This is a genomic window from Streptomyces hyaluromycini, assembly GCF_002217755.1.
GTDB lineage: Bacteria > Actinomycetota > Actinomycetes > Streptomycetales > Streptomycetaceae > Streptomyces > Streptomyces hyaluromycini.
The window spans coordinates 375744-394738 of record NZ_BCFL01000017.1 but is presented as its reverse complement, the minus strand read 5'-3'; the positions used below and the strand labels follow the sequence as shown (position 1 = coordinate 394738).

Sequence of the window (18995 nt, the reverse complement as noted above, 5' to 3'; positions counted from 1 at the left end):
TACCGGCGGGGCGCGGAGGCGCTGCCGTTTCGGCCGTGCGGATGGGCACTCGGCGGGGGACCATCGGGGCACGACGTCTCTGTGGGCCGCGGTGCGGTCGGTGTGGGAAGGGCGGTGGCGGTGCGGTCGAGGGCTTGAGGTCCGGCGGAGAGCACGAGAGGCGGCTGTCGGCGGTGGAGCCAGGTCTGTGGCAGCAGGTGGTGGAGCAGCTGGGCACGGCCATGGCCGTGATCGACCAGGCCGGCCGGATCGTCGCGGTCAACCCGGCCGCCGAGCGGCTGCTGGGCCGCCCGGCAGCGGCGGTGTACGGGCGGGACCTGCACGACCTGTGCCATCGGGACCCGGGAGGCGCCCTCGTCCCGCGGGAGCGCTGCCCGCTGCTGCGGGCGCTGGCCGAGGGGCGTTCGGCACGCGGGGACGACGACAGGTGTCTGCGGGGAGACGGACGGCTGATCCCGATCTCCTGGTCGGCCACGCCTCTGACGGGCGACGACGTCTCCGGTGTCTCCCCGGGCATGGTCGTGCTGATCGTCGAGACGGTGGCCGACCGCCGTGCCCGCAGGGAACACGCGGAGCGTGCGGAACGTGCCGAGCTTGCGGAACGCGCCGAGCGTGCGGAACGTGCCGAGCTTGCGGAACGCGCCGAGCGTGCGGAACGTGCCGAGCGTGCCGAGCGTGCGGAGCGGGGGGAACAGGCGGAACGAGCTGCTCATACGAGTGCTCTGGAGAGTCTCGCCGAGCGGCTGACGCTCGTCGCGGAGATCACCGATGTGCTCGGCCAGACCCTGGAAGTCGACGAGGCTCTCGCCCGGTTGGGCCGGCTCCTGGTTCCCCGCCTCGCCGACTGGGCCGCGGTGGACCTGCGGGTCGGCTCCCGGCAGGTGCACCGGGTGGCGGTGACCGGCCCCGAGGGCCGTGACGCCGCGCAGGAGGACTGGCGCGGACATCTGCCCCCTGCCGGCGAGGCGGTCCACTCGCCCCTGGCCCAGGTGCTGAACGGAGGCGGTCCCGTCCTGCAGGACCGGGCGGACCTGGACGCGCCGCCCGACTCCCCGCTGGCCACCGTCCACGACGCCTTCCTCAGAGCGACCGGCGCGGCCTCCGTCATCACGGTGCCACTGGGGAGCAGACGGCAGGTCACCGGTGCCCTGACCCTGGTGCGCACCGACACGGCACGGCCCTTCGACACCGGCGATCTGGAGGTGGTGAGCGACATCGGCCGCCGGGTCGGCCTGGTCATCGACAACGCCCGCCGGTTCGGCCAGCAGCGCGCGGTCGCCGAGGCCATGCAGCGCAACCTCCTCCCCCCGCTGCCCGAGCACGGCCGGATCCAGCTGGCGGCCCGGTACCAGCCCGCTCCGGCCGGCTCGCAGGTCGGCGGCGACTGGTACGACGCGTTCACGCTGAGGGACGGCACGCTCGCCCTGGTCATCGGCGACGTCGTGGGCCACGATCTGACCGCCGCGGCCGGCATGGCGCAGTTGCAGGGCGTCCTGCGCTCCCTCGCCTGGGACCACATCGGGCCGACCGGTGCCGTCGTGGACCGCCTCGACGACGCCATGCACGCCATCACGACCGTGTCGATGGCCACCCTCGTCCTCGCCCGGGTGGAGGGCCCGGACACCGGTCCCTGGACGCTGCGCTGGACCAGTGCCGGGCACCCGCCGCCCCTGCTGCTGACACCCGACGGGAACGCGCAGTATTTGGAAGCCGGGCAGGGACTGATCCTCGGAACCCAGCTGGGCGGCAGCGGCCGCCGGCCGAGCGCCGCCCACGCCCTGTCGCCGGGGTCCACGCTCCTGCTCTACACCGACGGCCTGATCGAGTCTCCCGGCAGCGACCTGGACACCGGGCTCGGCCGGCTGCGCCGACACGCCCTCACACTCGGCCACGAACCGCTGGACACGCTGTGCGACCAGCTGGCGGCCCGGATGCCGCTCGGCAGCACCGACGACATCGCCCTCCTCGCCCTGCGCTTGCCTGTGCCCCTGACCGGGACCGAGGTGTGATCCATGGGGAGCCTCCGGGGAGTCCGTGGGGAGCCCCTGGGGAGGCGGCCGCTCACGTCCCCGGAGCCAGGACCAGAACGCGGAACGGACCGGGCGGCACGGCCAGCGGCACGGCCGGGAGGGTGTCGTCTCCTGCGTACCGCCAGCCCCAGGACCGCATGGTCTCGACCGTCCTGTCGTCCCGGGCGTCCACCAGCGTGACGCCGAGCGCGGCGCCGTGGTCGGTGAGCAGTCGCCGCTGCAGGCGCCGGGCGAGGTTCCAGACCTGGTCCTTGTACTCCCGGCGCACGCGAGGCGGCACCACGATTCCGGAGACGACGAAGAGCCCGCCGGAGGCGGCGCGGCGAAGCAGACTCCCCCCGACGTGTCCGTCGAACCCCGCCCACCAGGGACCTGGGCCGGCTGTGGGGAAGCCGTAGGCGTATCCGGCCAGGGCGGTGGTCTCCGCGATCAGCAGCGAGAACCCCGGTCGTCGTGCGTCGGCCGCGAGATGGAGCAGGAAGGCCGCACGCGCCTCGTTCCAGGCCCACGGGTCGCCGCCGGAGGTCTCCGCGTACAGGTCGCCCAACTCCTGCAGGCGGTCCTCGACCTGACCGCGGGTCAGCGGTCGGACGCGTTCGGCCACCGCGGGCGAGGAACTGCGCTCCGCCCTCGGCGCGCCCGGCAGGCGAGTGCGCGGCCTGCCCCGTGCGGGTCGGAGCACGGGGAGGGTCAACGTCGTCGGGAGGAACACATGCACGGGCATGAGCAACCCTGCCCCGGGCACGGGCGAAGGCCGACCCGGCGTCTTCGATCCCCGAGAACGGCACCGGTGTCGGAGGCGGTGCGCGGCATGCCCTCGGTCTCTCCACGGTACTCCCGGCCGGGCCCGCCGCGGCGGGCACCGAGGTGCGCGGCAGCCGGCCGGCCGGCCGAGCCGTGTGCCGGACCATGTGCCGGACCGTGGCGCGTCGGCGCGTCGGCGCGTGGGGGGAGTGATCAGGGCGGCGCGTGAGGGGTGATCGGCGCGGCGCGTGGGGGTTGATCAGGGCGGAAAGGCCGGCGGGGATGTCATGGCGCCCGGGTCAGCCCTCCCCGAGGGCGCCCGCAGCGGCCGCCATGAGCGGTCCGGCGGCGTCCTCGGTGGTGTCCGGAGGCACGACCACAAGGTCCCAGCGCCCTCGGCCGGGGGCGAGCAGGACAACGGTGTGCGGGGCGTTCGCCGCCTGGGCCCTGCGCAGTCGTACGACCTGGTTGGAGACGAGTATCCGGCCGGGCGCCGCCGACCACACCGCCCCGTTGACGGTGGCACTGGTGATGTGGCCCCACTCGCGCGGCAACCCGGCCAGCAGCCGCGGAAGTTCCACGAGGAGGTCGTAGGAGCGCGGCCACCACGCTCCGTCGATGGACCGGGGCAGGTCGCTGCGGGGCGCCAGCCGCAGGCGGAGGACGGGGTGGGAGGGAAGCGGTGGTTGCAGGGCGGTGGTCATGAGGCTGCTGCCAACTTCCTTGGGCGGATGCGTGGTTGCCGTCAGGTGTGACCCGCGACGCCGTGCCGGGCGCTGGAGCGGTCCGCGTGGTGGAGCAGTGCGATGCGGTGCGGACAGGTCCCGTCCACGGCGCGGCGGTGTCCGGCGGGGTGGGCGTGAACGGGGCCGGTCTGCATGGAGGGGTCCTTGACCTGGGCGAAGGCCGCTCGGCGAAGGCCGCTGGGACGGAGGTGCGGCGGGGGTCACGGACTGCCCCTGGGGGATGGGTGGTGTGCTGGTGACGACCTGTCGGATAGGCACGACGCACCCTCGCTCGGCCCACCGTACCCCCCGGGCCGAGGGGATACCCGGATTCCGCTGATCAGGGGCCTTCGGCCGGATGCACTCGGGCCGGTGTCGCGTTGACACGTACCGTCGCCGGACGTTGACTGGCGGGACGGCTGAGGGCCACGAAGGGCAGGGCCGACCGGGTCTCCGGAAGCCTGAAGCAGGCCGTCGAGAAGGCGAAGGGCGCCTCCAGGCGGTGCCCCCATCGCAAACGGAAGCGGTACATACGACGATGTACGACCAGACACGCGCCCAGCAGCCCCCGGACCGGTCCCCGGGTCCGGGCGGCCGACGCAGCACGGGCCCGGAGCCGCTGCTCCCCGCGGAAGAGCGGGACGAGATCGTGCGCCGCCTCGGACACGCCGTCAACACCTTCGCGGACACCCCGCGCCAGGCGCTGGAGGAGGCGGAGGCCGCCTTCGACGAAGCCGCCGCCCGGCTCACGAACGCCCTTTCGGAGATGCGGCGGGTGCTCCGCGCCGGCTGGCAGGACCGGGACCCCGAAACAGACTCCACCGAGCTGCGGGGCGCGCTGCGGCAGTACCGGGAGCTCACCCAACGGCTGCTGCGGACGTAGCCGGCGGCAGGCTTCCGCCGGAGAGCGGCGGAGGCCCGCGCCGCCCCTTCTCCGGCGACGGAGAGAGGCGAGCCTCCGGAGGCTCGTGGCTCCGCGTGGCTTCCGGAGGCTCCGCGTCGAGTCGGCCGGCGTCTCGCGGACACACCGGCGGCCGACCCGCCTGGTGGAGGTACGGGAGGGACGGGAGGAGGCGGAGCGGGCGCGGTTGCCGGGACCGGTCCCGGCCGCTTCTCCCCCGGCCAGGAGTAGCCTGGTCGTACCGAGAGCTTTTCGCGCAGCGCGGTCAGCGGTGCCGTTCCCGGCGAGCGACGCATCGGGCGGCCTCGCCGCGGCGCCCGGGACGGGATCGCACGATGGGACGCAGCACAACGCCGGCTGCCGACGCGCACACGTACGGGATGCCCATGCCCCGCCTGAGCCTCACCCGGGGTGTCGGCAGCGGCCCGCTGGACGGCGCCTGGTGGCCGCGCTGTGGCGCCCTGGAGCTTGAACTGCCCTCGCTCGTCGGCGAGTTGGAACCGGTTCCGGAAGCCCAGGTGCGGGTCACCGTGGACCTCGCCGACTGGCCGGACGCCCCGCGGACGGTCATGGCGCCCGGCCGGGTGATCGCCGTGGAGCCGGCCGGCCCGGGCAGCGGGGCGCACGTCATCACCCTGGACTGCGGCACCGCGGGACGCCTGGCGCTTCTGGTCGTCCCGCCCGAGGAGTCCGCCGGGACGGCCGCCCGGCTGCTCGCCGCCGCCGACGCCGAGCACCCGCTGACCGCCGGGCGGATACCGGCGCTCGCTCCTGCCGGTCGCCCCAGGGACAGGGCAGGGGAGACGGGGTGAGGTCCGCGGCGCCGGGGCCGGGGGAATCCCCGACGGGCCCGGCCGAGGGGCCGCGACCCTCCTCCCCGGGTGAACCGCGGACCCCTCCGGGCGAAGCTCCCGCGCTGTTCGAGGAGTGCCGCATCGTCCGCGCGTACGGCGAACTGGACGCGCAGACCGTGGCACCACTGGTCCGTGCCCTGGCCGAGGTCCGCGCGGCCCGGCCCGGACGGCTCCTGGTCATCGTGGACCTGAGCGAGGTCACCTTCGCCGACTGCAGCATTCTGCCGCCGCTGTGCCAGGCGTGGGCCGACTGCCGCGCCCGGGGCGGCTGGATCCGCGTCGTCTACGACAACCACACGACCCACCTGGTCTTCCGCAGCACCGGCATGCTCAGCCGCTTTCCCGCCTACGCGAACGCACAGGACGCCTGGGAGGGACGAACGGCCGACACGACGGCGTACCGTGCCCGGATCAGGGCCCTGCTCGACGGCCGGTGACGACGTGCGGCGGCTCACCGGGTTGCGCGTGGACGGCCGGCGGACGGACATCGGGGTGCAAACGGAAGAAAGTCTGTCACGGCGAGGCCACATGTCCGTGCCCGGCGGCGCTAGGGTTGTGGGACGACGCAGATGGCGCTGATTCCTTCGATGCACAGGTGCCACGCACACCTGGGTCCCTCGTAGCGCTCCCGGAACGAAGGTGTCATGCCCGCCGAGAACGGCCCCGTCGTCGGCAACCTCGACGACGACGACTACCCCGCCTACACCATGGGGCGGGCCGCCGACGTGCTCGGCACCACCCCCGCCTTCCTGAGGGCCGTCGGTGAGGCGGGGCTGATCACCCCCCTGCGGTCGGAAGGCGGCCACCGCCGGTACTCCCGCCGTCAGTTGCTGGTCGCCGCCCGCGCTCGCGAGCTGGTCGGCCAGGGCACCCCCATCGAGGCCGCGTGCCGCATCATCTCCCTTGAGGACCAGCTGGACGACGCCCTCCGCACGAACCGGGAAATACGCCGGAAGCTGGACGAGGGCGACGCGCATATCTAGTTCCGCCGGTACAGAAATACGGACTCCGACGGGACAGGAATTGCCCGACGGGTGCGAAAACCTATGGCCGGTTCCTCCCGGACTGTGTTAACGTGATAGCAGTTGCAGTTTTGGTTGCCAGAGAATTTTTTCTTTGCAGAGCTTTCCGGATCTTTCCGGAGGGGTGATCATCGCGGCGACTCGGGTCCGTAAAGTGCGGATTCCGGTACTGCCCCCCGAGGGAGATTCAATATGGCATCTGGCACCGTGAAGTGGTTCAACGCGGAAAAGGGATTTGGCTTCATCGAGCAGGACGGCGGCGGCGCTGACGTGTTCGCCCACTACTCGAACATCGCCACCTCCGGCTTCCGTGAGCTTCAGGAAGGCCAGAAGGTTACCTTCGACGTCACGCAGGGCCAGAAGGGCCCGCAGGCCGAGAACATCGTTCCCGCCTGACGCCGACGCGAACGCCGCGGGCCACTGGCCCGCGCATCACATGGCTGGGGCCCGCGCTCTTGGGGTGCGGGCCTCAGCCATTGCATTGCCCGGGCACCCGGGCCCGGAGACCCGGGCAGCCGGCCGCCTGGAAACCGATTCCGGGATCTCTGGATCGATGACGGCCCCGGCTTCGAACCGAGAGGCCCCGCTTTCCGATTTTTTCTTCGGCCCATTCTTGTGATTCCTCGTACGGCCGCCCGCCGTCGGACGGAATTCCTCGATACGCCGCATCGAGGAAGGTTCCTTCATGAACCGCACCCGTCGCACCGGCGGCAGTTCCGGCCGCCACCGCGCGGACCGGAGTACCACGCGCTCCACGGCCCCTGCCCGCGACAGCCGCTTCCGAGCGCAGGAGTCGGGCCGGCCGCGTCCGGGCACCGGGCGCAAGAGCGGCCAGGGAGCGCACTCCGCCGCACGACGGGAGTTCACCGCGCCGGTCACCCTGACCGAGCCGCTGCCCGCGGTCGAGGCGTTCGCCGAACTGGACATGCCCGCGCGGCTGCTGGCCGCGCTCCGCGCCGAGGGCGTGACCGTGCCCTTCCCGATCCAGGCGGCCACCCTTCCGAACGCACTCGCCGGCCGGGACGTCCTGGGCCGGGGTCGTACGGGCTCGGGCAAGACCCTCGCCTTCGGCCTGCCGGTGCTGGCCCGCCTCGACGGGCAGCGCGCCCAGCCCCGGCAGCCGCTCGCCCTCGTCCTCGTCCCCACCCGGGAACTGGCCCAGCAGGTCACCGACGCGCTCACGCCCTACGCCCGCGCCCTGGGACTGCGGCTCGCCACCGTGGTGGGCGGTATGTCGATCGGCCGTCAGGCGAGTGTCCTGCGCGGCGCGGCCGAGGTCGTCGTCGCGACACCCGGCCGTCTCAAGGACCTCATCGAGCGAGGAGACTGCCGGCTGGACCGGGTCGCCGTCACCGTCCTCGACGAGGCCGACCAGATGGCCGACATGGGCTTCCTGCCGCAGGTGACCACACTGCTCGACCAAGTCCCTTCCGGCGGGCAGCGGTTGCTGTTCTCGGCCACCCTGGACGGTGACATCGACCTCCTGGTGCGCCGCTACCTCCACGACCCCGTGGTGCACTCGGTCGACCCGCCGGCGGGCAGCGTCACCACCATGGCGCACCATCTGCTGCACGTGCGCGACGGGGACAAGGACACCACCGCGACCGAGATCGCCGCCCGCGACGGACGCGTGATCATGTTCCTGGACACCAAGCACGCGGTCGACCGGCTGACCGAGCACCTGCTGTCCGTCGGAGTGCGCGCCTCGGCGCTGCACGGCGGCAAGTCCCAGCCGCAGCGCAACCGGACGCTCGCCCGGTTCAAGGACGGCCACGTCACGGCCCTGGTGGCCACCAACGTCGCGGCCCGCGGAATCCACGTCGACCAGCTCGACCTCGTCGTGAACGTCGACCCGCCCGGCGACCACAAGGACTACCTGCACCGCGGCGGCCGCACCGCCCGCGCGGGCGAGTCGGGCACCGTCGTCACCCTCGTCCTGCCGCACCAGCGCCGGGCGATGGACCGTCTCATGGCCGACGCGGGCATCACCCCGCGTACCGCGCGGATCCGTCCCGGCGCGGCCGAACTGCATGCCATCACCGGGGCCCGGACCCCGTCCGGCGTGCCGGTCACCATCCCCGCACCGGTCGCCGAACAGCGCGAGGGCAAGGGATCCGCCGGCCGTGGCCGCCGGGGCCGGGCCGCCGGACGAGGCGGGAACGGCCGGGCCGCGGCCCCGGCGCGCCGCTCCGCCTCCGGGCCCACCACATAGCCCAGTCACGCGGAACGCGCGCCCCGCTCCCAGCAGTCACGCCGAGACGCCGCCCTCCTGCCCGCCCCGACGAAGAGGAGAAGCCCTTGACGCAGACGACGCCGGTTCCGCCCCGAGCACACCGGTCAGGCAAGGCCGACGGCACCGGTCTGACCGCCCGCGACGCCATGCTGCACGCCCCCGGGCCGCAGGTCGACGACCACATGGCGGTCGACGTGGCCCTGTCCGTGCTCATCGGCGCCCGGGTCCCGCACCTGCTCCTGCAGGACGAGGACGGGCGGTGCACGGGCCTGGTCACCCGGGCCCAGCTCGCCGCGCACCGCGGCGGCTCGTGGTTCAGCGACCGGACCCGGCTGCGGGACATCCCGCTCGACCGCGGACCGTTCACCGCGTCGACGGCCGCACTCGGCGAGGCGGAAGCCGCCATGCGGATACGGATACTGAACGTCTCCCCCGTGGTCGACGAACACGGCTACGCCTTGGGCGTCCTCGCGCTCACCCCCTGACCCTCCCGTTGACCGTCCCGTCCGGCCGCCGTCGCGCGTCCGGCCTCCCCAGAGCCGTTCCCCGGCGTTCCCACCCATCCCCGCGGAGGAATCCATGCGCTGTGTCATCGCCCGTTTCCCCTTCGACCTGACCAAGAGCGAGGTCGAGCAGTCGATGGACGGCATCACCCCCGAACCCGTCACCGGCGTGTCCGTGACCATCGACGGCCAGATCTACCCCGTGATGCAGGTCGGAGAAGTGATCACCAGGCAGAACCGCCGGGACTTCACGTCGTTCGAGATGCGCCGCGCGCTGACCCGGCTCGGCTTCACCTGCCACGACGCGCGCCCGGTCGCGCCGCCCCGGGACGCGCGGGCCGACGAGGACGCGCTCGGCTGGTGACGAACTCCGGGGTGACGGCGACTCAGATGCCGTTCGCCGGCCGGAAAACCGAGGATCCGGCGGAATCCTGCGCCGTGTCCGGCTCCGGCACCGGGGCGGGTGCTGAAGCCGGGGCGGGCTTGCGCAGGGCGAGGGCGGCCAGCGCGGAGAGAACGGTGAGCGCGGCCGCGACCCAGCCGGAGACGCGCAGACCGTCGATGACGTCGGAGACCGGCGGATGCGCGCCCGCGCGGATGTCCAGCCCCGCGTCGGCGACGGCCACCAGCACGGCGAGCCCTATGGCACCGCCGACCTGCCGGAACGTCGACACCAGACCGGAGGCCACACCCTGCTCGGCGGGCGGCACACCCTGCGCGGCGGCCACGAACATCGGCGGGAAGCCGAGCCCGCCGCCCAGCCCCCACACCAGCGCTCCCGGCAGCATCCACCCGTACGACCCGCCGTCGGTGAGGCTCGCGGAGACGCCGGCGAGCCCGATCGCGGTGAGCAGTACCCCGCTCACCACCGCGGTGCGCACCCCCCACTTGCCGATCACCTTCGGGGTGACCTTCAGGGCGGAGAACATCGAGACCGCCGTGGCCGGCACGAACGCGAGGCCCGCGTCCAGGGCGTCGTAGCCGAGGCCGTTCTGCAGGTAGGTGGTGAACAGGTAGTACGTGTAGCTGAGCGCGCCCTGGAAGACGAAGATCACGATCATCGTGGTGAGCAGGTTGCGGTTGCCGAACATCCGCAGCGGGACCAGCGGATCCCGGGTGCGCGCCTCCAGCACCACGAACAGCACGAGCAGGACGGCGCCGACCGCGACGGTGCCCGCGCCCGCGAAGCTGCCCCAGCCCTTGTCCGGCCCGCTGACCAGCCCGAAGACGACGAGGGTCAGGCCGGCCGTGGCGACCAGGGCGCCCAGCAGGTCGAACTTCTTGTCCTTCGTCGCGGAGGGCGGGTCGGCCACGAGCACCCGGGGTGCCGCCGCGGCGGCGATCAGCGCGAGCGGCACGTTCACGAAGAACACCCAGGACCAGCCCAGGTAGTTGGTGAGCACACCGCCGAGCAGCGCGCCGACCGACAGGCCCGCGCCGCCCGCCGCGCCCCACACGCCCACCGCACGGTTGCGGTCACCGCCCTCGGCGAAGTTGAGGTAGATCAGCTTCAGCGTGGCGGGGGTGACCAGGGCACCGCCGAGCCCCTGCACGAAGCGCGCGGTGACCAGCAGCCCCTGGTCCGAGGAGACCCCGCCGACCAGGGACGACAGTGCGTACAGGGCCATGGCCAGGGAGAACATCCGGCGCGGCCCGAACCGGTCCACGGCGCGCCCGCCCAGCAGCAGGAAGCCGCCGAGGCCGACGACATAGGCGCTGACCACCCACTGCAGCGACTGCGCGTCGAAGCCCAGTTCGCGTCCGATGTCAGGGAGCGCGATGAAGACGATGTTGACGTCGATGGTGGCGATGAGCTGTGCGAAGGCGAGCAGCGCAAGCCTCAGGCCCAGCCGTCGGCTCACCTGGTCCGGTGCAGCGACCATGGTCGTATGCCCTTCTTGAAGAACGGAACGGCGGAACAGAAGATCCAGGGGGTGGTGTTGGTCGTGAGAGCGCGAGCCCGACGGGCGACCCCACCTACTCTGAAGTGAGCGGGACATGTCCACGAGGGCCTCAAGTGACAGACGTGCGGAGGATCGCGCCATGCACCGGATCGCCCTGCTCGCCGTGCCTCCCGTGACAGCCGCCGAACTGTCCATCCCGGAGATGGCCCTCGGTCTGGCGCAGGTGGACGGGCGGCCCTGTTACGAGGTGGTGCCCTGTACCGCGCAGGCCGGGACGGACGTGGGCACCGGCCCCCTGCAGATCGTGCTGCGGCACGGCCTGGAGGTCCTGGAAGCGGCCGACTCGGTGCTGGTGGTGGGCGCGGGCGGCCGTGAGGAGGCGGATCCGGAACTGCTCGGGGCGCTGCGGGAGGCGGCCGCCGGGGGCAAGCGGATCGCCTCCGTGTGCGGCAGCGTCTTCGTGCTGGCGCAGGCCGGACTGCTGGACGGGCGGCGCGCCACCACGTACTGGACGTACGCGGCCGAACTGCGCCGGCGCTTCCCCCGGGTGACCGTCCTGCCGGACGTGCTGTACCTGCAGGACGGGCCGGTGGTGACCTCGGCCGGGCTGGCCGCCGCGCTGGACCTGTGCCTGCACATCGTCCGTACCGACTTCGGCACCGCCGTGGCCAACGACGTGGCACGCCTGGTGCTCGCGGCGCCGCTGCGTTCCGGCGAACAGACGCAGCTCATCGCGGAACCGGTTCCCGTCAGGCCGGGGATCTCGCTCGCCGACACCCGGGAGTGGGCACTGCAACGGCTGCACGAACCGCTCACCCTCGCCGACCTGGCGAGGCACCACAGCAGTAGTGTGCGGACCGTCATCAGGCGGTTCCAGGCCGAGACGGGACAGACGCCGCTGCAGTGGCTTCTGGACCAACGCATGGACCGGGCACGGGAGTTGTTGGAGACTACCGATCTGGCACTTGATCAGGTCGCGCAGCGCAGCGGCATCGGTTCGGTGGATTCGCTGCGCCGGCACCTGGTCCGCCGGTCGGGCCTGACGCCGAGTGCCTACCGCGCCGCGTTCGGCCGGACCGACCACGTCCGGTGGGCGGCCGGGAGGGGCGGGCCCGGTCATGTCCGGCCGGGAATCGCCTGATCCCCGGTGCGGACCGGGTGACAGCACTGGGATTTCCCGGAAGGGGCCACCTATGCTGGCGCTCGGCAGGACAGGGGGAGGGTCAGCTGATGGACTGGTTCTGGTGGGTTCTCATCCTCTTCTGGACGGGGGGCTTCGCATGGGTCGCCGACAACGTCCGTACCGCACTGCGCAATCGGCATGAGCGGAAGGTGCAGTTGCTGGAGGTGGCGAAGCAGGAACGGCTGGCCGTCGAAGCCGCGAACAAGCCGCCGGAGGCGGTCTGCGGATGCACCCACCACCTCGCCAAGCACGACAAGCAGGGCCGGTGCCACGAGCGCGTCGAGGTGCCGACGGCCTGGGACGAGAACAAGAATCCGCTGCGCTACGAGGCCGGGCAGTGCAACTGCCAGCAGTACGTGGGACCGCAGCCCCTGTCGCAGGTGTTCGCGGAGGACCTGACGGACCGGATCTGACCAGGACGGACCGGATCCGAGCCGCGTGATCGCCACTGGCCGAGCGGGGCGCACGGCCCCGCCGCCAGTGCGCTACCGGTCCTCGGGGGCGTGCTACTTGCTTGCGGCGAAACGCATCAGGGCGTGCTCGTCCCCCTGCTTGATCTTTCCCGTCACGTTGATCACCTCAAGCTTCCAACTGCCGCCGACCCGCATCGCCTTGGCGACGGCGCAACCGTTGTCCTGGGTGAGCAGGCTCGGCCAGATGTCGGCGACCTGCTGAGAGCTGCCCCCGGTCGCGTCGTAGACCTTGAAGCTGATGTTGCGTGCCTTCTGGAAGGAACTGCCCTTCTTGTAGGCGGCGGCTATGAACACGATCGACGTGATGTTGGGCGGGATGCGGGCGAACTCGACGGTCACCGTCTCGTCGTCTCCGTCCCCGCGCCCGCTCTGGTTGTCGCCGCTGTGGACCAGCGAGCCGTTGCCCATGGGGTCGAGTGAGTCGAGACCCGCGAGGCGCACCGGGTCCCCGCCCTGCATGGCGATGGCGATCAGGTCGAGGTCGGTGCCGGTCGTGCGGCGCAGCCTGCCCAGCACCCCGCCGCTGCTGCCGGCGGTGGGATCCCATGAGACCCCGATGGACAGGTGGGTGACTCCGTCCAGGTCCGCCGGGCCGTCTTCCTTGGTGAGCGTGATCATGTATGGCTCATCCTTGTGTCAGAGGGACTACAACACGCAGAGTGTGCACGGCACTCCCGTGGTTCCATGCGCCGGGTCCGGGCCGAGCGCGGCGGCGCCCTCCGGCAGCCGTATGCCGCCGCAGCCGTGCAGGCCACCGGGGCGGGACGTCGCCCCGCTCCATCCCGGGCGGTGACCAAGGTCCGCGAGGGTCGCTCGACTCCCCTCGACGGCCGCAGCCTCTCTCACATGGCGCGCAGGCCCCGGTCGGCGAAGGTGATCAGCCACTCGAAGCTCTCGTCGATGTCGGCGCTCCACTGGAAGCCGTTGTCCGCCTGCAAGGTCGCGAAGCCGTGGCACAGGCTGCGGAGCATCCGCAGGGCGTGGTCCACGTCGGACGCCGGGATCTCGTAGCCGCGCAGGACCGCCATGAACGCGCCGAGCAGCCGCTGCCCCGCGGTGGCCAGCGGATCGTCCGGGCCGGACGGTTCCACGCCGATCGTCGCGGCGTAGCGGCCGGGGTGCGCCAGGACGAAGGCGCGGAAGGCGCGCGCCGCGGCCGCCAGGGCGTCGCGGCCCGCGTGTCCCTGGACCGCTCCGCCGACGGCGTCGGCGGCCTCGCCCAACGCCCGTACCGCGATGCGCCGGTTGAGGTCCTCCTGGCTGCCCACGTGCTTGTACAGGGACGGGGTCCGCACGCCCACCCGCTCGGCCAGCAGGCCCATCGTCAGGTTGGCGAAGCCCACCTCGTCGGCGAGGGCGGCACCGGCCGTGACCACGGCCGCCGGGTCCAGACCGGCCCTAGGCACGGGCGGCGGCCGGTCGGAGGAAGGAGAGCATGAGCGAAACCACCTGGTCGGGGAACTGGTCGTGCGGGTAGTGCCCGGCACCCTCGATCATCTCAAGGCGGCCGAGGCCGGCCGGCAGGGCATCGACCACCGCCGAACCCTCGGCATGCGGGTCGGCCCAGTCGGGGTCGAGCGTGCCCATCACGACCAGCACCGGGCAGCGGACGTCGCCGAGCCGCTCGCCGGCGTCGGCCGGAGCGGTGCGGCCCATGCCCTGCAGGGCCTTCATCCGGCCCGGCTCGCGCAGCAGCGAGTCGATGCGGCCGAGCCGCTCGGTCCAGTCGGCCGGCTTCACGCCGGGGTAGGCGACGTCGAGGTACGAACGCCAGAGCGGCACGCTGCCGAACGCGCCCGCGCCGAGCAGGCGCAGCATGCCCTGCCGGAAGCGCTTGACCCGCAGGTCGCCGAGGCGGATCGACTGCTTGCGGGTGAACGGCGCCAGCTCGACGACCGCGGTGATCAGTGCGGGCTCCTGGGCCGCGGCGACGGTGGCGGCGCCGCCGGAGATCGAGTGGCCGACGAGCACGGCCGGGCCGCCCAGGTGGCGGATCACGGCGAGCAGGTCGCCGGCGATGGCGGTGCGGCTCCAGGCCGGCCAGCCGACGCCGGACTCGCCGCAGCCGCGCAGATCGACCGCGGCGACCCGGTAGCCCGCCGCCACCAGCCGCGGGATCACGGCACGGTAGGCGGCGCGGCTGTCGCCCATGCCGTGCGCGAGAACGACCAGCGGGCCGGACCCCGCCACCTCGTAAGCGATCGTGCCGCCGTCGACGGCGAGGAACTCGGTCATGACATCCTCCACATGGCTAACGTTGTTAGCTAAAAGCTAATCCCGTTAGCCATCCTTGTCAACGGCGAAGCCGCGGCAGGCCGGCGTACCCGTCCGCCGGCCTGGCCGGCGGCATCGGCCGAGGCGCCAACACGCGTACTGTGAACCGGTCTTGAGGGCGCCCGATCTCCCGACCGGGCGCCCTTGGACGGAACCGCGTGCCCTCTTCGCCTGTCCTCACTTCAAGGCGATGTCGACAGAGAACGGAACAGCATGACCTTGCAGAGACGGAAGTCCGGGCGGCGGCTGGTGCCGGCCGTCGCCGGAACCGCCGTGGCGGCCGGGGTATTGGCGCTCCTGCCGTCCGGAGCGCAGGCGCAGACCGAGACCCCCCGGCCGTCCGGTGCCCAGGCCGACTTCGCGGCCGCGGCGACCAAGTACGACGTCCCCCTGCCCGTGCTCATGGGGGTCACCCGCGAGGAGTCCGGCTGGCAGTCCCACCCGGGCTACAGCGACAAGGGCGGTTACGGCCTCGGCAACCTCACCGACGTGACGACGGGCATGCTCGTCGACGGAGCGGCCGGCGCCGGCGGCCGCTCGGACCTGGCCTCGCTGGTGAACCGGGCCGGCATGCACACCCTGCGGACGGCGGCGAAGCTGACCGGCATATCCGAGTCCCGGCTGCGGACCGACCGCGGGGCCAACCTGGAGGGCACGGCCGCCCTGCTGGCGTCCTATCAGAAGACCCTCACCGGCAGCCTGTCGGAGAACCCGTCCGACTGGACCGCGGCCGTGGCCAGGTACAGCCGGCTCACGGACGAGAAGGCCGCCACCGAATACGTCGAGGACGTCTTCGGGTCCATCGCGTCGGGTGCCGAGCAGCAGACCGCCGGGGGAACGCTGAGCCTGCCCGCGGACGAGGCCGCCGAGCCCGAGCTGTCCCAGCTGGACAAGCTGGAGCTGAAGAGCGCGGCCGCCACCGCCGGCGCCGAGTGCCCGTCCTCCATGGACTGCACGTACGCGCCGGTCGCCGTCACGGGCAGCAACGGCCAGGTGTCCGACCGGCCCGCGAACGGCATCCAGATCGACCGGATCGTCCTGCACACCGCCGAGGGCTCCTTCGCCAGCGCGCTGGCGACCCTGTCCGCCACCGGCGCGGTCGCCTCCGCCCACTACCTGATGGACACCGACGGCAGCACCACGCAGCTGATGCCGGTCGAGGACATCGCGTACGCCGTCGGCAACTACCACTACAACCTGCACTCGGTCTCGATCGAGCACGCGGGCTTCACCGCGCAGGGCGCCCAGTGGTACACCGACGCCACCTACCGGCAGACCGCGGAGCTGGTCGGCTACCTCGCCCAGCAGTACGGCGTGCCGCTGGACCGGCAGCACATCCTGGGCCATGACAACGTTCCCGGCTCGCTCGACTCGAACCTCGCCAAGCAGCACTGGGACCCGGGCACGGCCTGGGACTGGAACCGCTTCATGAAGCTGCTCGGCGCGCCCGCCGGCACGGGCCGGCACGGTGTGGGCCAGGCCGGCTCGGTGGTGACCATCGCTCCCGCCTTCGAGAAGAACATCCAGTCCTACACGGTCTGCCCGGCCGACGACCCGTCCGGCGCGACGACGGCCTGCGGTGAGGTCGCGCAGCCGTCGAACTCGCTGTTCGTGCGCCAGGCACCCGCCGCCGACGCACCGCTGCTCCTCGACCCCGACGTGCACCCCGGCCTGACGGCGGGCACGGACGGGATCAGCGACTGGAGCGACCGTGTCCAGGCCGGTCAGCAGTTCGTGGTGGCCGACCGCGAGGGAGACTGGACCGCGATCTGGTACGACGGCCAGGAGGGCTGGATCTACAACCCGTGCGGGCGGAACACCGTCCCGACCACGGGCGTGACGGTCATCGCGGCCGTGGGCCCCGACGCCGCGCCGCTGTACGGCCAGGCGTACCCGGCGGCGTCCGAGTACCCGGCCGGCCTCTCGCCGTCGAGGCAGGTCGCGCTCACCGCGCCCGGCTACCGGATCCCGGTCGGCCAGGCCTACGTCGTGGACCAGCCGGCCGCGGCCGCCGACGACTTCTTCACCTCGGGCGCCGTGGTGAAGGGCGCGGTGAAGTACTACCAGGCCCAGTTCAACAACCGGACCATCTACGTGAACGCGGCCGACGTGACGGCCACCGAGGCCGGCTGACCCCGGACCCCGTACACGGGAGAACCCGAACACCGAGACGTGCCCGGAGCCGAACGGCTCCGGGCACGTCCGCGTCCGAGCCCGGCCGCACACGCGTGCCGCCATGGTGACGCAGTCACATTTGCGCCGCGGTCCGCTGAGCGGACTCCTGCCGTTCTGGAATCGGAATGCCGGCCGAACAATGAACCAACTCGATTCCAGGGGCTCCGCTGAGAGGCGGGCCCGCACACCGTTCAGGCCGACCTTCACAAGAGCCGGCTTAGCAGCGTCCTGTTGACCGTGTCCTCGCTGTACCGAGGACGTCACCGCGCACCGGCCCCACTCCGGCGCCCACCCGAAGCCGGGCCATGCCCTCGGCTTTCCGAACCCGCACCCACTCGGGGACCGCCCTGCCGTTCCCGACATCGCGCGGACTCGTACCGCGATTCGATCCCCCGACGCCGGAGGTTCCGTTGACACGCTCGCGCCTTACTCTCACAGCCACGGCCGGTGCCGCCGGGCTGGCGCTCCTGACCGCCGCGTGCGGCGGCGGGAACAGCGCCTCGTCCGGTACCGCGAAGGCCCAGAACCCGGACGTCCTGACGGTTGCCTCGGCCATCGCGCCCAACAGTCTCAACCCGGCTCTGGGCGGTTCCGCCGACCCGCAGCAGTACTACTTCGAGCTGGCGTACGACACGCTGATCCGTCAGACCGCGGACGGGAAGTACGTACCCGACCTCGCGGTCAAGTGGGGCTACGTCGGGTCCGGCAGCAAGACCTTCGACATCACCCTGCGGTCCGGCGTGAAGTTCAACGACGGCTCCGCACTCACCGCCGCGGGCGTGAAGAAGTCGCTCCAGTACTACGCCAAGGCCGGCGGTCCGCTGGCGGCCGACCTGGCGCCGGTGGGATCGATCGACGTCCTCTCCCCTCTCAAGCTCCGCCTCCACCTCAAGACGTCCGATCCGCTGATACCGCTCTATCTCTCCAGGCCGACGACCGGAGAGATCATCAGCCCCACCGGTCTCGGCAGGACGGACGAACTCGGGACCACGACGCACGGCGCCGGGCCGTACATGATCGACGCGTCGCAGACCGTCTCCGGGCAGACCTACACGTACGTCCCCAACCCCACGTACTTCGACAAGTCGCGGGTGCACTGGAAGAAGGTCGTCGTCAAGGTCATCAAGGACGAGAACACCATGCTCAGCGCCTTCCGCTCCGGGGAGGTCGACTACGCGCTCGGCGACTCCACGACCGCCAAGTCCGCGAGGTCCGCCGGGTTCCAGGTCCTGTCGAGCCCCTACTCGGTCATGGAGCTGATGGTCATGGACCGCACGGGTGCCATGGTCAAGGCCCTCGGTGACCTGCGGGTACGGCAGGCCATGATGTACGGCATCAACCGCGACTCCATCGCCAAGGCCCTGTACGGCACGTACGCCAAGGGCTGGGACTATCCGGTCCTCCCGGACACGAGCGGCTACACCCGGGGCAGCGAAGGAAAGTACGCCTACGACGTCACCAAGGCCAAGAAGCTGCTGGCGGACGCGGGTTACCCAGGCGGCTTCACCCTGCCCATCACCGTGAACCTCACGGGCGTCGGGGAGTCCCAGGCCGCGGAGGCCTTCGCCGCGGAGATGGCGAACATCGGGATCAACGTCAAGATCAACGTCCCGGCGAACGTCAACGAGCTCTACTCCACCTACACCAAGTACCCGGCGATGATGTTCGACTACGGCGCCGGAATCGCCCCGCCGTACGCCCAGGGCAACGACCTCCTGTACAGCTGGGGCAACCCGTTCAAGGCCGCCGACAAGCAGCTCGACACGCTCTACGGCCAGGCCGCGTCCGCGTCGACCGCCCAGCTCCAGGAGCAGGGCTGGCAGAAGTTCGAACAGCGCCTGTCCGACCTGTCCTGGACGATCCCGATGGCCTCCTTGCAGAAGATCGTCTACGCCCGGCCGGGTCTGAAGGGCATCGACCTCTCGTCCACGAACCTCACGCCGGACCTGACGTCCCTCCACGCCGCCAAGTGAC

Annotated in this window: 20 protein-coding genes; 13 read left to right on the top strand and 7 right to left on the bottom strand. The window is 72.0% G+C overall.

Translation table 11 applies throughout. The features are described 5' to 3' along the window. Window positions 1-173 precede the first annotated feature (173 nt). Window positions 174-2009, top strand: a complete 1836-nt coding sequence (locus SSP29_RS09745) for a SpoIIE family protein phosphatase (protein ID WP_275539755.1) — start codon at window positions 174-176, stop codon at window positions 2007-2009. Window positions 2010-2061: 52 nt separating this feature from the next. On the opposite strand, the gene SSP29_RS09740 is transcribed toward SSP29_RS09745, so the two are convergent. The 3 genes from SSP29_RS09740 to SSP29_RS60885 all read right to left on the bottom strand — a co-directional run bounded on the left by SSP29_RS09740 (window position 2062) and on the right by SSP29_RS60885 (window position 3654). Continuing rightward, on the bottom strand, window positions 2062-2634 hold the full coding sequence (locus SSP29_RS09740) for a hypothetical protein (RefSeq protein ID WP_150133853.1): 573 nt from the start codon (window positions 2632-2634) through the stop codon (window positions 2062-2064). A 439-nt stretch (window positions 2635-3073) separates the two neighbouring features. After that, window positions 3074-3478, bottom strand: coding sequence for a DUF5994 family protein (locus SSP29_RS09735; protein ID WP_089100148.1), 405 nt, complete (start codon window positions 3476-3478; stop codon window positions 3074-3076). Window positions 3479-3519: 41 nt separating this feature from the next. Continuing rightward, window positions 3520-3654 carry a hypothetical protein gene (locus tag SSP29_RS60885; RefSeq protein ID WP_275539754.1) on the bottom strand — a complete coding sequence of 45 codons (135 nt, stop codon included), beginning with the start codon at window positions 3652-3654 and terminating at the stop codon, window positions 3520-3522. A gap of 383 nt (window positions 3655-4037) precedes the next feature. Here SSP29_RS60885 and SSP29_RS09730 point away from each other — a divergent pair, with 383 nt between their 5' ends. From SSP29_RS09730 to SSP29_RS09695, 8 genes are all read left to right on the top strand, one after another. Further along, complete coding sequence (locus SSP29_RS09730; protein ID WP_089100147.1) at window positions 4038-4382, top strand: hypothetical protein; 345 nt, start codon at window positions 4038-4040, stop codon at window positions 4380-4382. A gap of 353 nt (window positions 4383-4735) precedes the next feature. Further along, on the top strand, window positions 4736-5212 hold the full coding sequence (locus SSP29_RS55230) for a DUF5994 family protein (protein WP_245883056.1): 477 nt from the start codon (window positions 4736-4738) through the stop codon (window positions 5210-5212). Continuing rightward, complete coding sequence (locus SSP29_RS55225; protein ID WP_107436164.1) at window positions 5209-5691, top strand: STAS domain-containing protein; 483 nt, start codon at window positions 5209-5211, stop codon at window positions 5689-5691. Before SSP29_RS55230 ends, SSP29_RS55225 begins: the two co-directional genes overlap by 4 nt. A 207-nt stretch (window positions 5692-5898) precedes the next feature. Continuing rightward, entirely contained in the window at window positions 5899-6237 is a 339-nt protein-coding gene (locus SSP29_RS09715; protein WP_089100146.1) for a helix-turn-helix domain-containing protein, read from the top strand. 231 nt (window positions 6238-6468) lie between these two features. Then, a complete protein-coding gene (locus SSP29_RS09710; RefSeq protein WP_007383480.1) occupies window positions 6469-6672 on the top strand; it encodes a cold-shock protein in 204 nt (67 codons plus the stop codon). 289 nt (window positions 6673-6961) lie between these two features. Continuing rightward, a complete protein-coding gene (locus SSP29_RS09705; RefSeq protein WP_089100145.1) occupies window positions 6962-8488 on the top strand; it encodes a DEAD/DEAH box helicase in 1527 nt (508 codons plus the stop codon). 167 nt (window positions 8489-8655) lie between these two features. Continuing rightward, on the top strand, window positions 8656-8994 hold the full coding sequence (locus tag SSP29_RS09700; protein ID WP_089100729.1) for a CBS domain-containing protein: 339 nt from the start codon (window positions 8656-8658) through the stop codon (window positions 8992-8994). Window positions 8995-9088: 94 nt separating this feature from the next. Further along, the gene (locus SSP29_RS09695) at window positions 9089-9376 is read left to right on the top strand and encodes an SCO5918 family protein (RefSeq protein ID WP_089100144.1); all 288 of its coding nucleotides are present in this window, start codon (window positions 9089-9091) and stop codon (window positions 9374-9376) included. Between the two features lie 22 nt (window positions 9377-9398). On the opposite strand, the gene SSP29_RS09690 is transcribed toward SSP29_RS09695, so the two are convergent. Further along, on the bottom strand, window positions 9399-10895 hold the full coding sequence (locus SSP29_RS09690) for an MFS transporter (RefSeq protein WP_089100143.1): 1497 nt from the start codon (window positions 10893-10895) through the stop codon (window positions 9399-9401). A gap of 160 nt (window positions 10896-11055) precedes the next feature. Between SSP29_RS09690 and SSP29_RS09685 the strand changes: the two genes are divergently transcribed. Continuing rightward, window positions 11056-12057, top strand: coding sequence for a GlxA family transcriptional regulator (locus tag SSP29_RS09685; RefSeq protein WP_089100142.1), 1002 nt, complete (start codon window positions 11056-11058; stop codon window positions 12055-12057). Between the two features lie 89 nt (window positions 12058-12146). Then, on the top strand, window positions 12147-12512 hold the full coding sequence (locus SSP29_RS09680; RefSeq protein ID WP_089100141.1) for a hypothetical protein: 366 nt from the start codon (window positions 12147-12149) through the stop codon (window positions 12510-12512). Between the two features lie 93 nt (window positions 12513-12605). Here the strand turns inward: SSP29_RS09680 and SSP29_RS09675 are convergent, their stop codons facing one another. The 3 genes from SSP29_RS09675 to SSP29_RS09665 all read right to left on the bottom strand — a co-directional run bounded on the left by SSP29_RS09675 (window position 12606) and on the right by SSP29_RS09665 (window position 14807). Further along, window positions 12606-13190 carry a TerD family protein gene (locus tag SSP29_RS09675; protein ID WP_089100140.1) on the bottom strand — a complete coding sequence of 195 codons (585 nt, stop codon included), beginning with the start codon at window positions 13188-13190 and terminating at the stop codon, window positions 12606-12608. Between the two features lie 224 nt (window positions 13191-13414). Next, window positions 13415-13948: a TetR/AcrR family transcriptional regulator gene (locus tag SSP29_RS09670; RefSeq protein ID WP_089100139.1), complete on the bottom strand. Its 534-nt coding sequence runs from the start codon at window positions 13946-13948 to the stop codon at window positions 13415-13417. Between the two features lie 22 nt (window positions 13949-13970). Continuing rightward, on the bottom strand, window positions 13971-14807 hold the full coding sequence (locus SSP29_RS09665) for an alpha/beta fold hydrolase (protein ID WP_089100138.1): 837 nt from the start codon (window positions 14805-14807) through the stop codon (window positions 13971-13973). A 252-nt stretch (window positions 14808-15059) separates the two neighbouring features. On the opposite strand from SSP29_RS09665, the gene SSP29_RS09660 reads away from it, so the two are divergent. Both SSP29_RS09660 and SSP29_RS09655 read left to right on the top strand, forming a co-directional pair. After that, on the top strand, window positions 15060-16979 hold the full coding sequence (locus SSP29_RS09660) for an N-acetylmuramoyl-L-alanine amidase (RefSeq protein WP_150133847.1): 1920 nt from the start codon (window positions 15060-15062) through the stop codon (window positions 16977-16979). 452 nt (window positions 16980-17431) lie between these two features. Then, window positions 17432-18994 (top strand): ABC transporter substrate-binding protein, encoded by a 1563-nt coding sequence (locus SSP29_RS09655; protein WP_089100137.1) that lies wholly within the window; start codon window positions 17432-17434, stop codon window positions 18992-18994. Window position 18995 lies beyond the last annotated feature (1 nt).

Coding starts and splice junctions, on each gene's coding strand:
- SSP29_RS09735 (WP_089100148.1), bottom strand. CDS start 3,478: ATGACCACCGCCCTGCAACCACCGCTTCCCTCCCACCCCGTCCTCCGC.
- SSP29_RS60885 (WP_275539754.1), bottom strand. CDS start 3,654: ATGCAGACCGGCCCCGTTCACGCCCACCCCGCCGGACACCGCCGCGCC.
- SSP29_RS09730 (WP_089100147.1), top strand. CDS start 4,038: ATGTACGACCAGACACGCGCCCAGCAGCCCCCGGACCGGTCCCCGGGT.
- SSP29_RS55230 (WP_245883056.1), top strand. CDS start 4,736: ATGGGACGCAGCACAACGCCGGCTGCCGACGCGCACACGTACGGGATG.
- SSP29_RS09715 (WP_089100146.1), top strand. CDS start 5,899: ATGCCCGCCGAGAACGGCCCCGTCGTCGGCAACCTCGACGACGACGAC.
- SSP29_RS09710 (WP_007383480.1), top strand. CDS start 6,469: ATGGCATCTGGCACCGTGAAGTGGTTCAACGCGGAAAAGGGATTTGGC.
- SSP29_RS09705 (WP_089100145.1), top strand. CDS start 6,962: ATGAACCGCACCCGTCGCACCGGCGGCAGTTCCGGCCGCCACCGCGCG.
- SSP29_RS09700 (WP_089100729.1), top strand. CDS start 8,656: ATGCTGCACGCCCCCGGGCCGCAGGTCGACGACCACATGGCGGTCGAC.
- SSP29_RS09695 (WP_089100144.1), top strand. CDS start 9,089: ATGCGCTGTGTCATCGCCCGTTTCCCCTTCGACCTGACCAAGAGCGAG.
- SSP29_RS09690 (WP_089100143.1), bottom strand. CDS start 10,895: ATGGTCGCTGCACCGGACCAGGTGAGCCGACGGCTGGGCCTGAGGCTT.
- SSP29_RS09685 (WP_089100142.1), top strand. CDS start 11,056: ATGCACCGGATCGCCCTGCTCGCCGTGCCTCCCGTGACAGCCGCCGAA.
- SSP29_RS09680 (WP_089100141.1), top strand. CDS start 12,147: ATGGACTGGTTCTGGTGGGTTCTCATCCTCTTCTGGACGGGGGGCTTC.
- SSP29_RS09675 (WP_089100140.1), bottom strand. CDS start 13,190: ATGATCACGCTCACCAAGGAAGACGGCCCGGCGGACCTGGACGGAGTC.
- SSP29_RS09665 (WP_089100138.1), bottom strand. CDS start 14,807: ATGACCGAGTTCCTCGCCGTCGACGGCGGCACGATCGCTTACGAGGTG.
- SSP29_RS09660 (WP_150133847.1), top strand. CDS start 15,060: ATGACCTTGCAGAGACGGAAGTCCGGGCGGCGGCTGGTGCCGGCCGTC.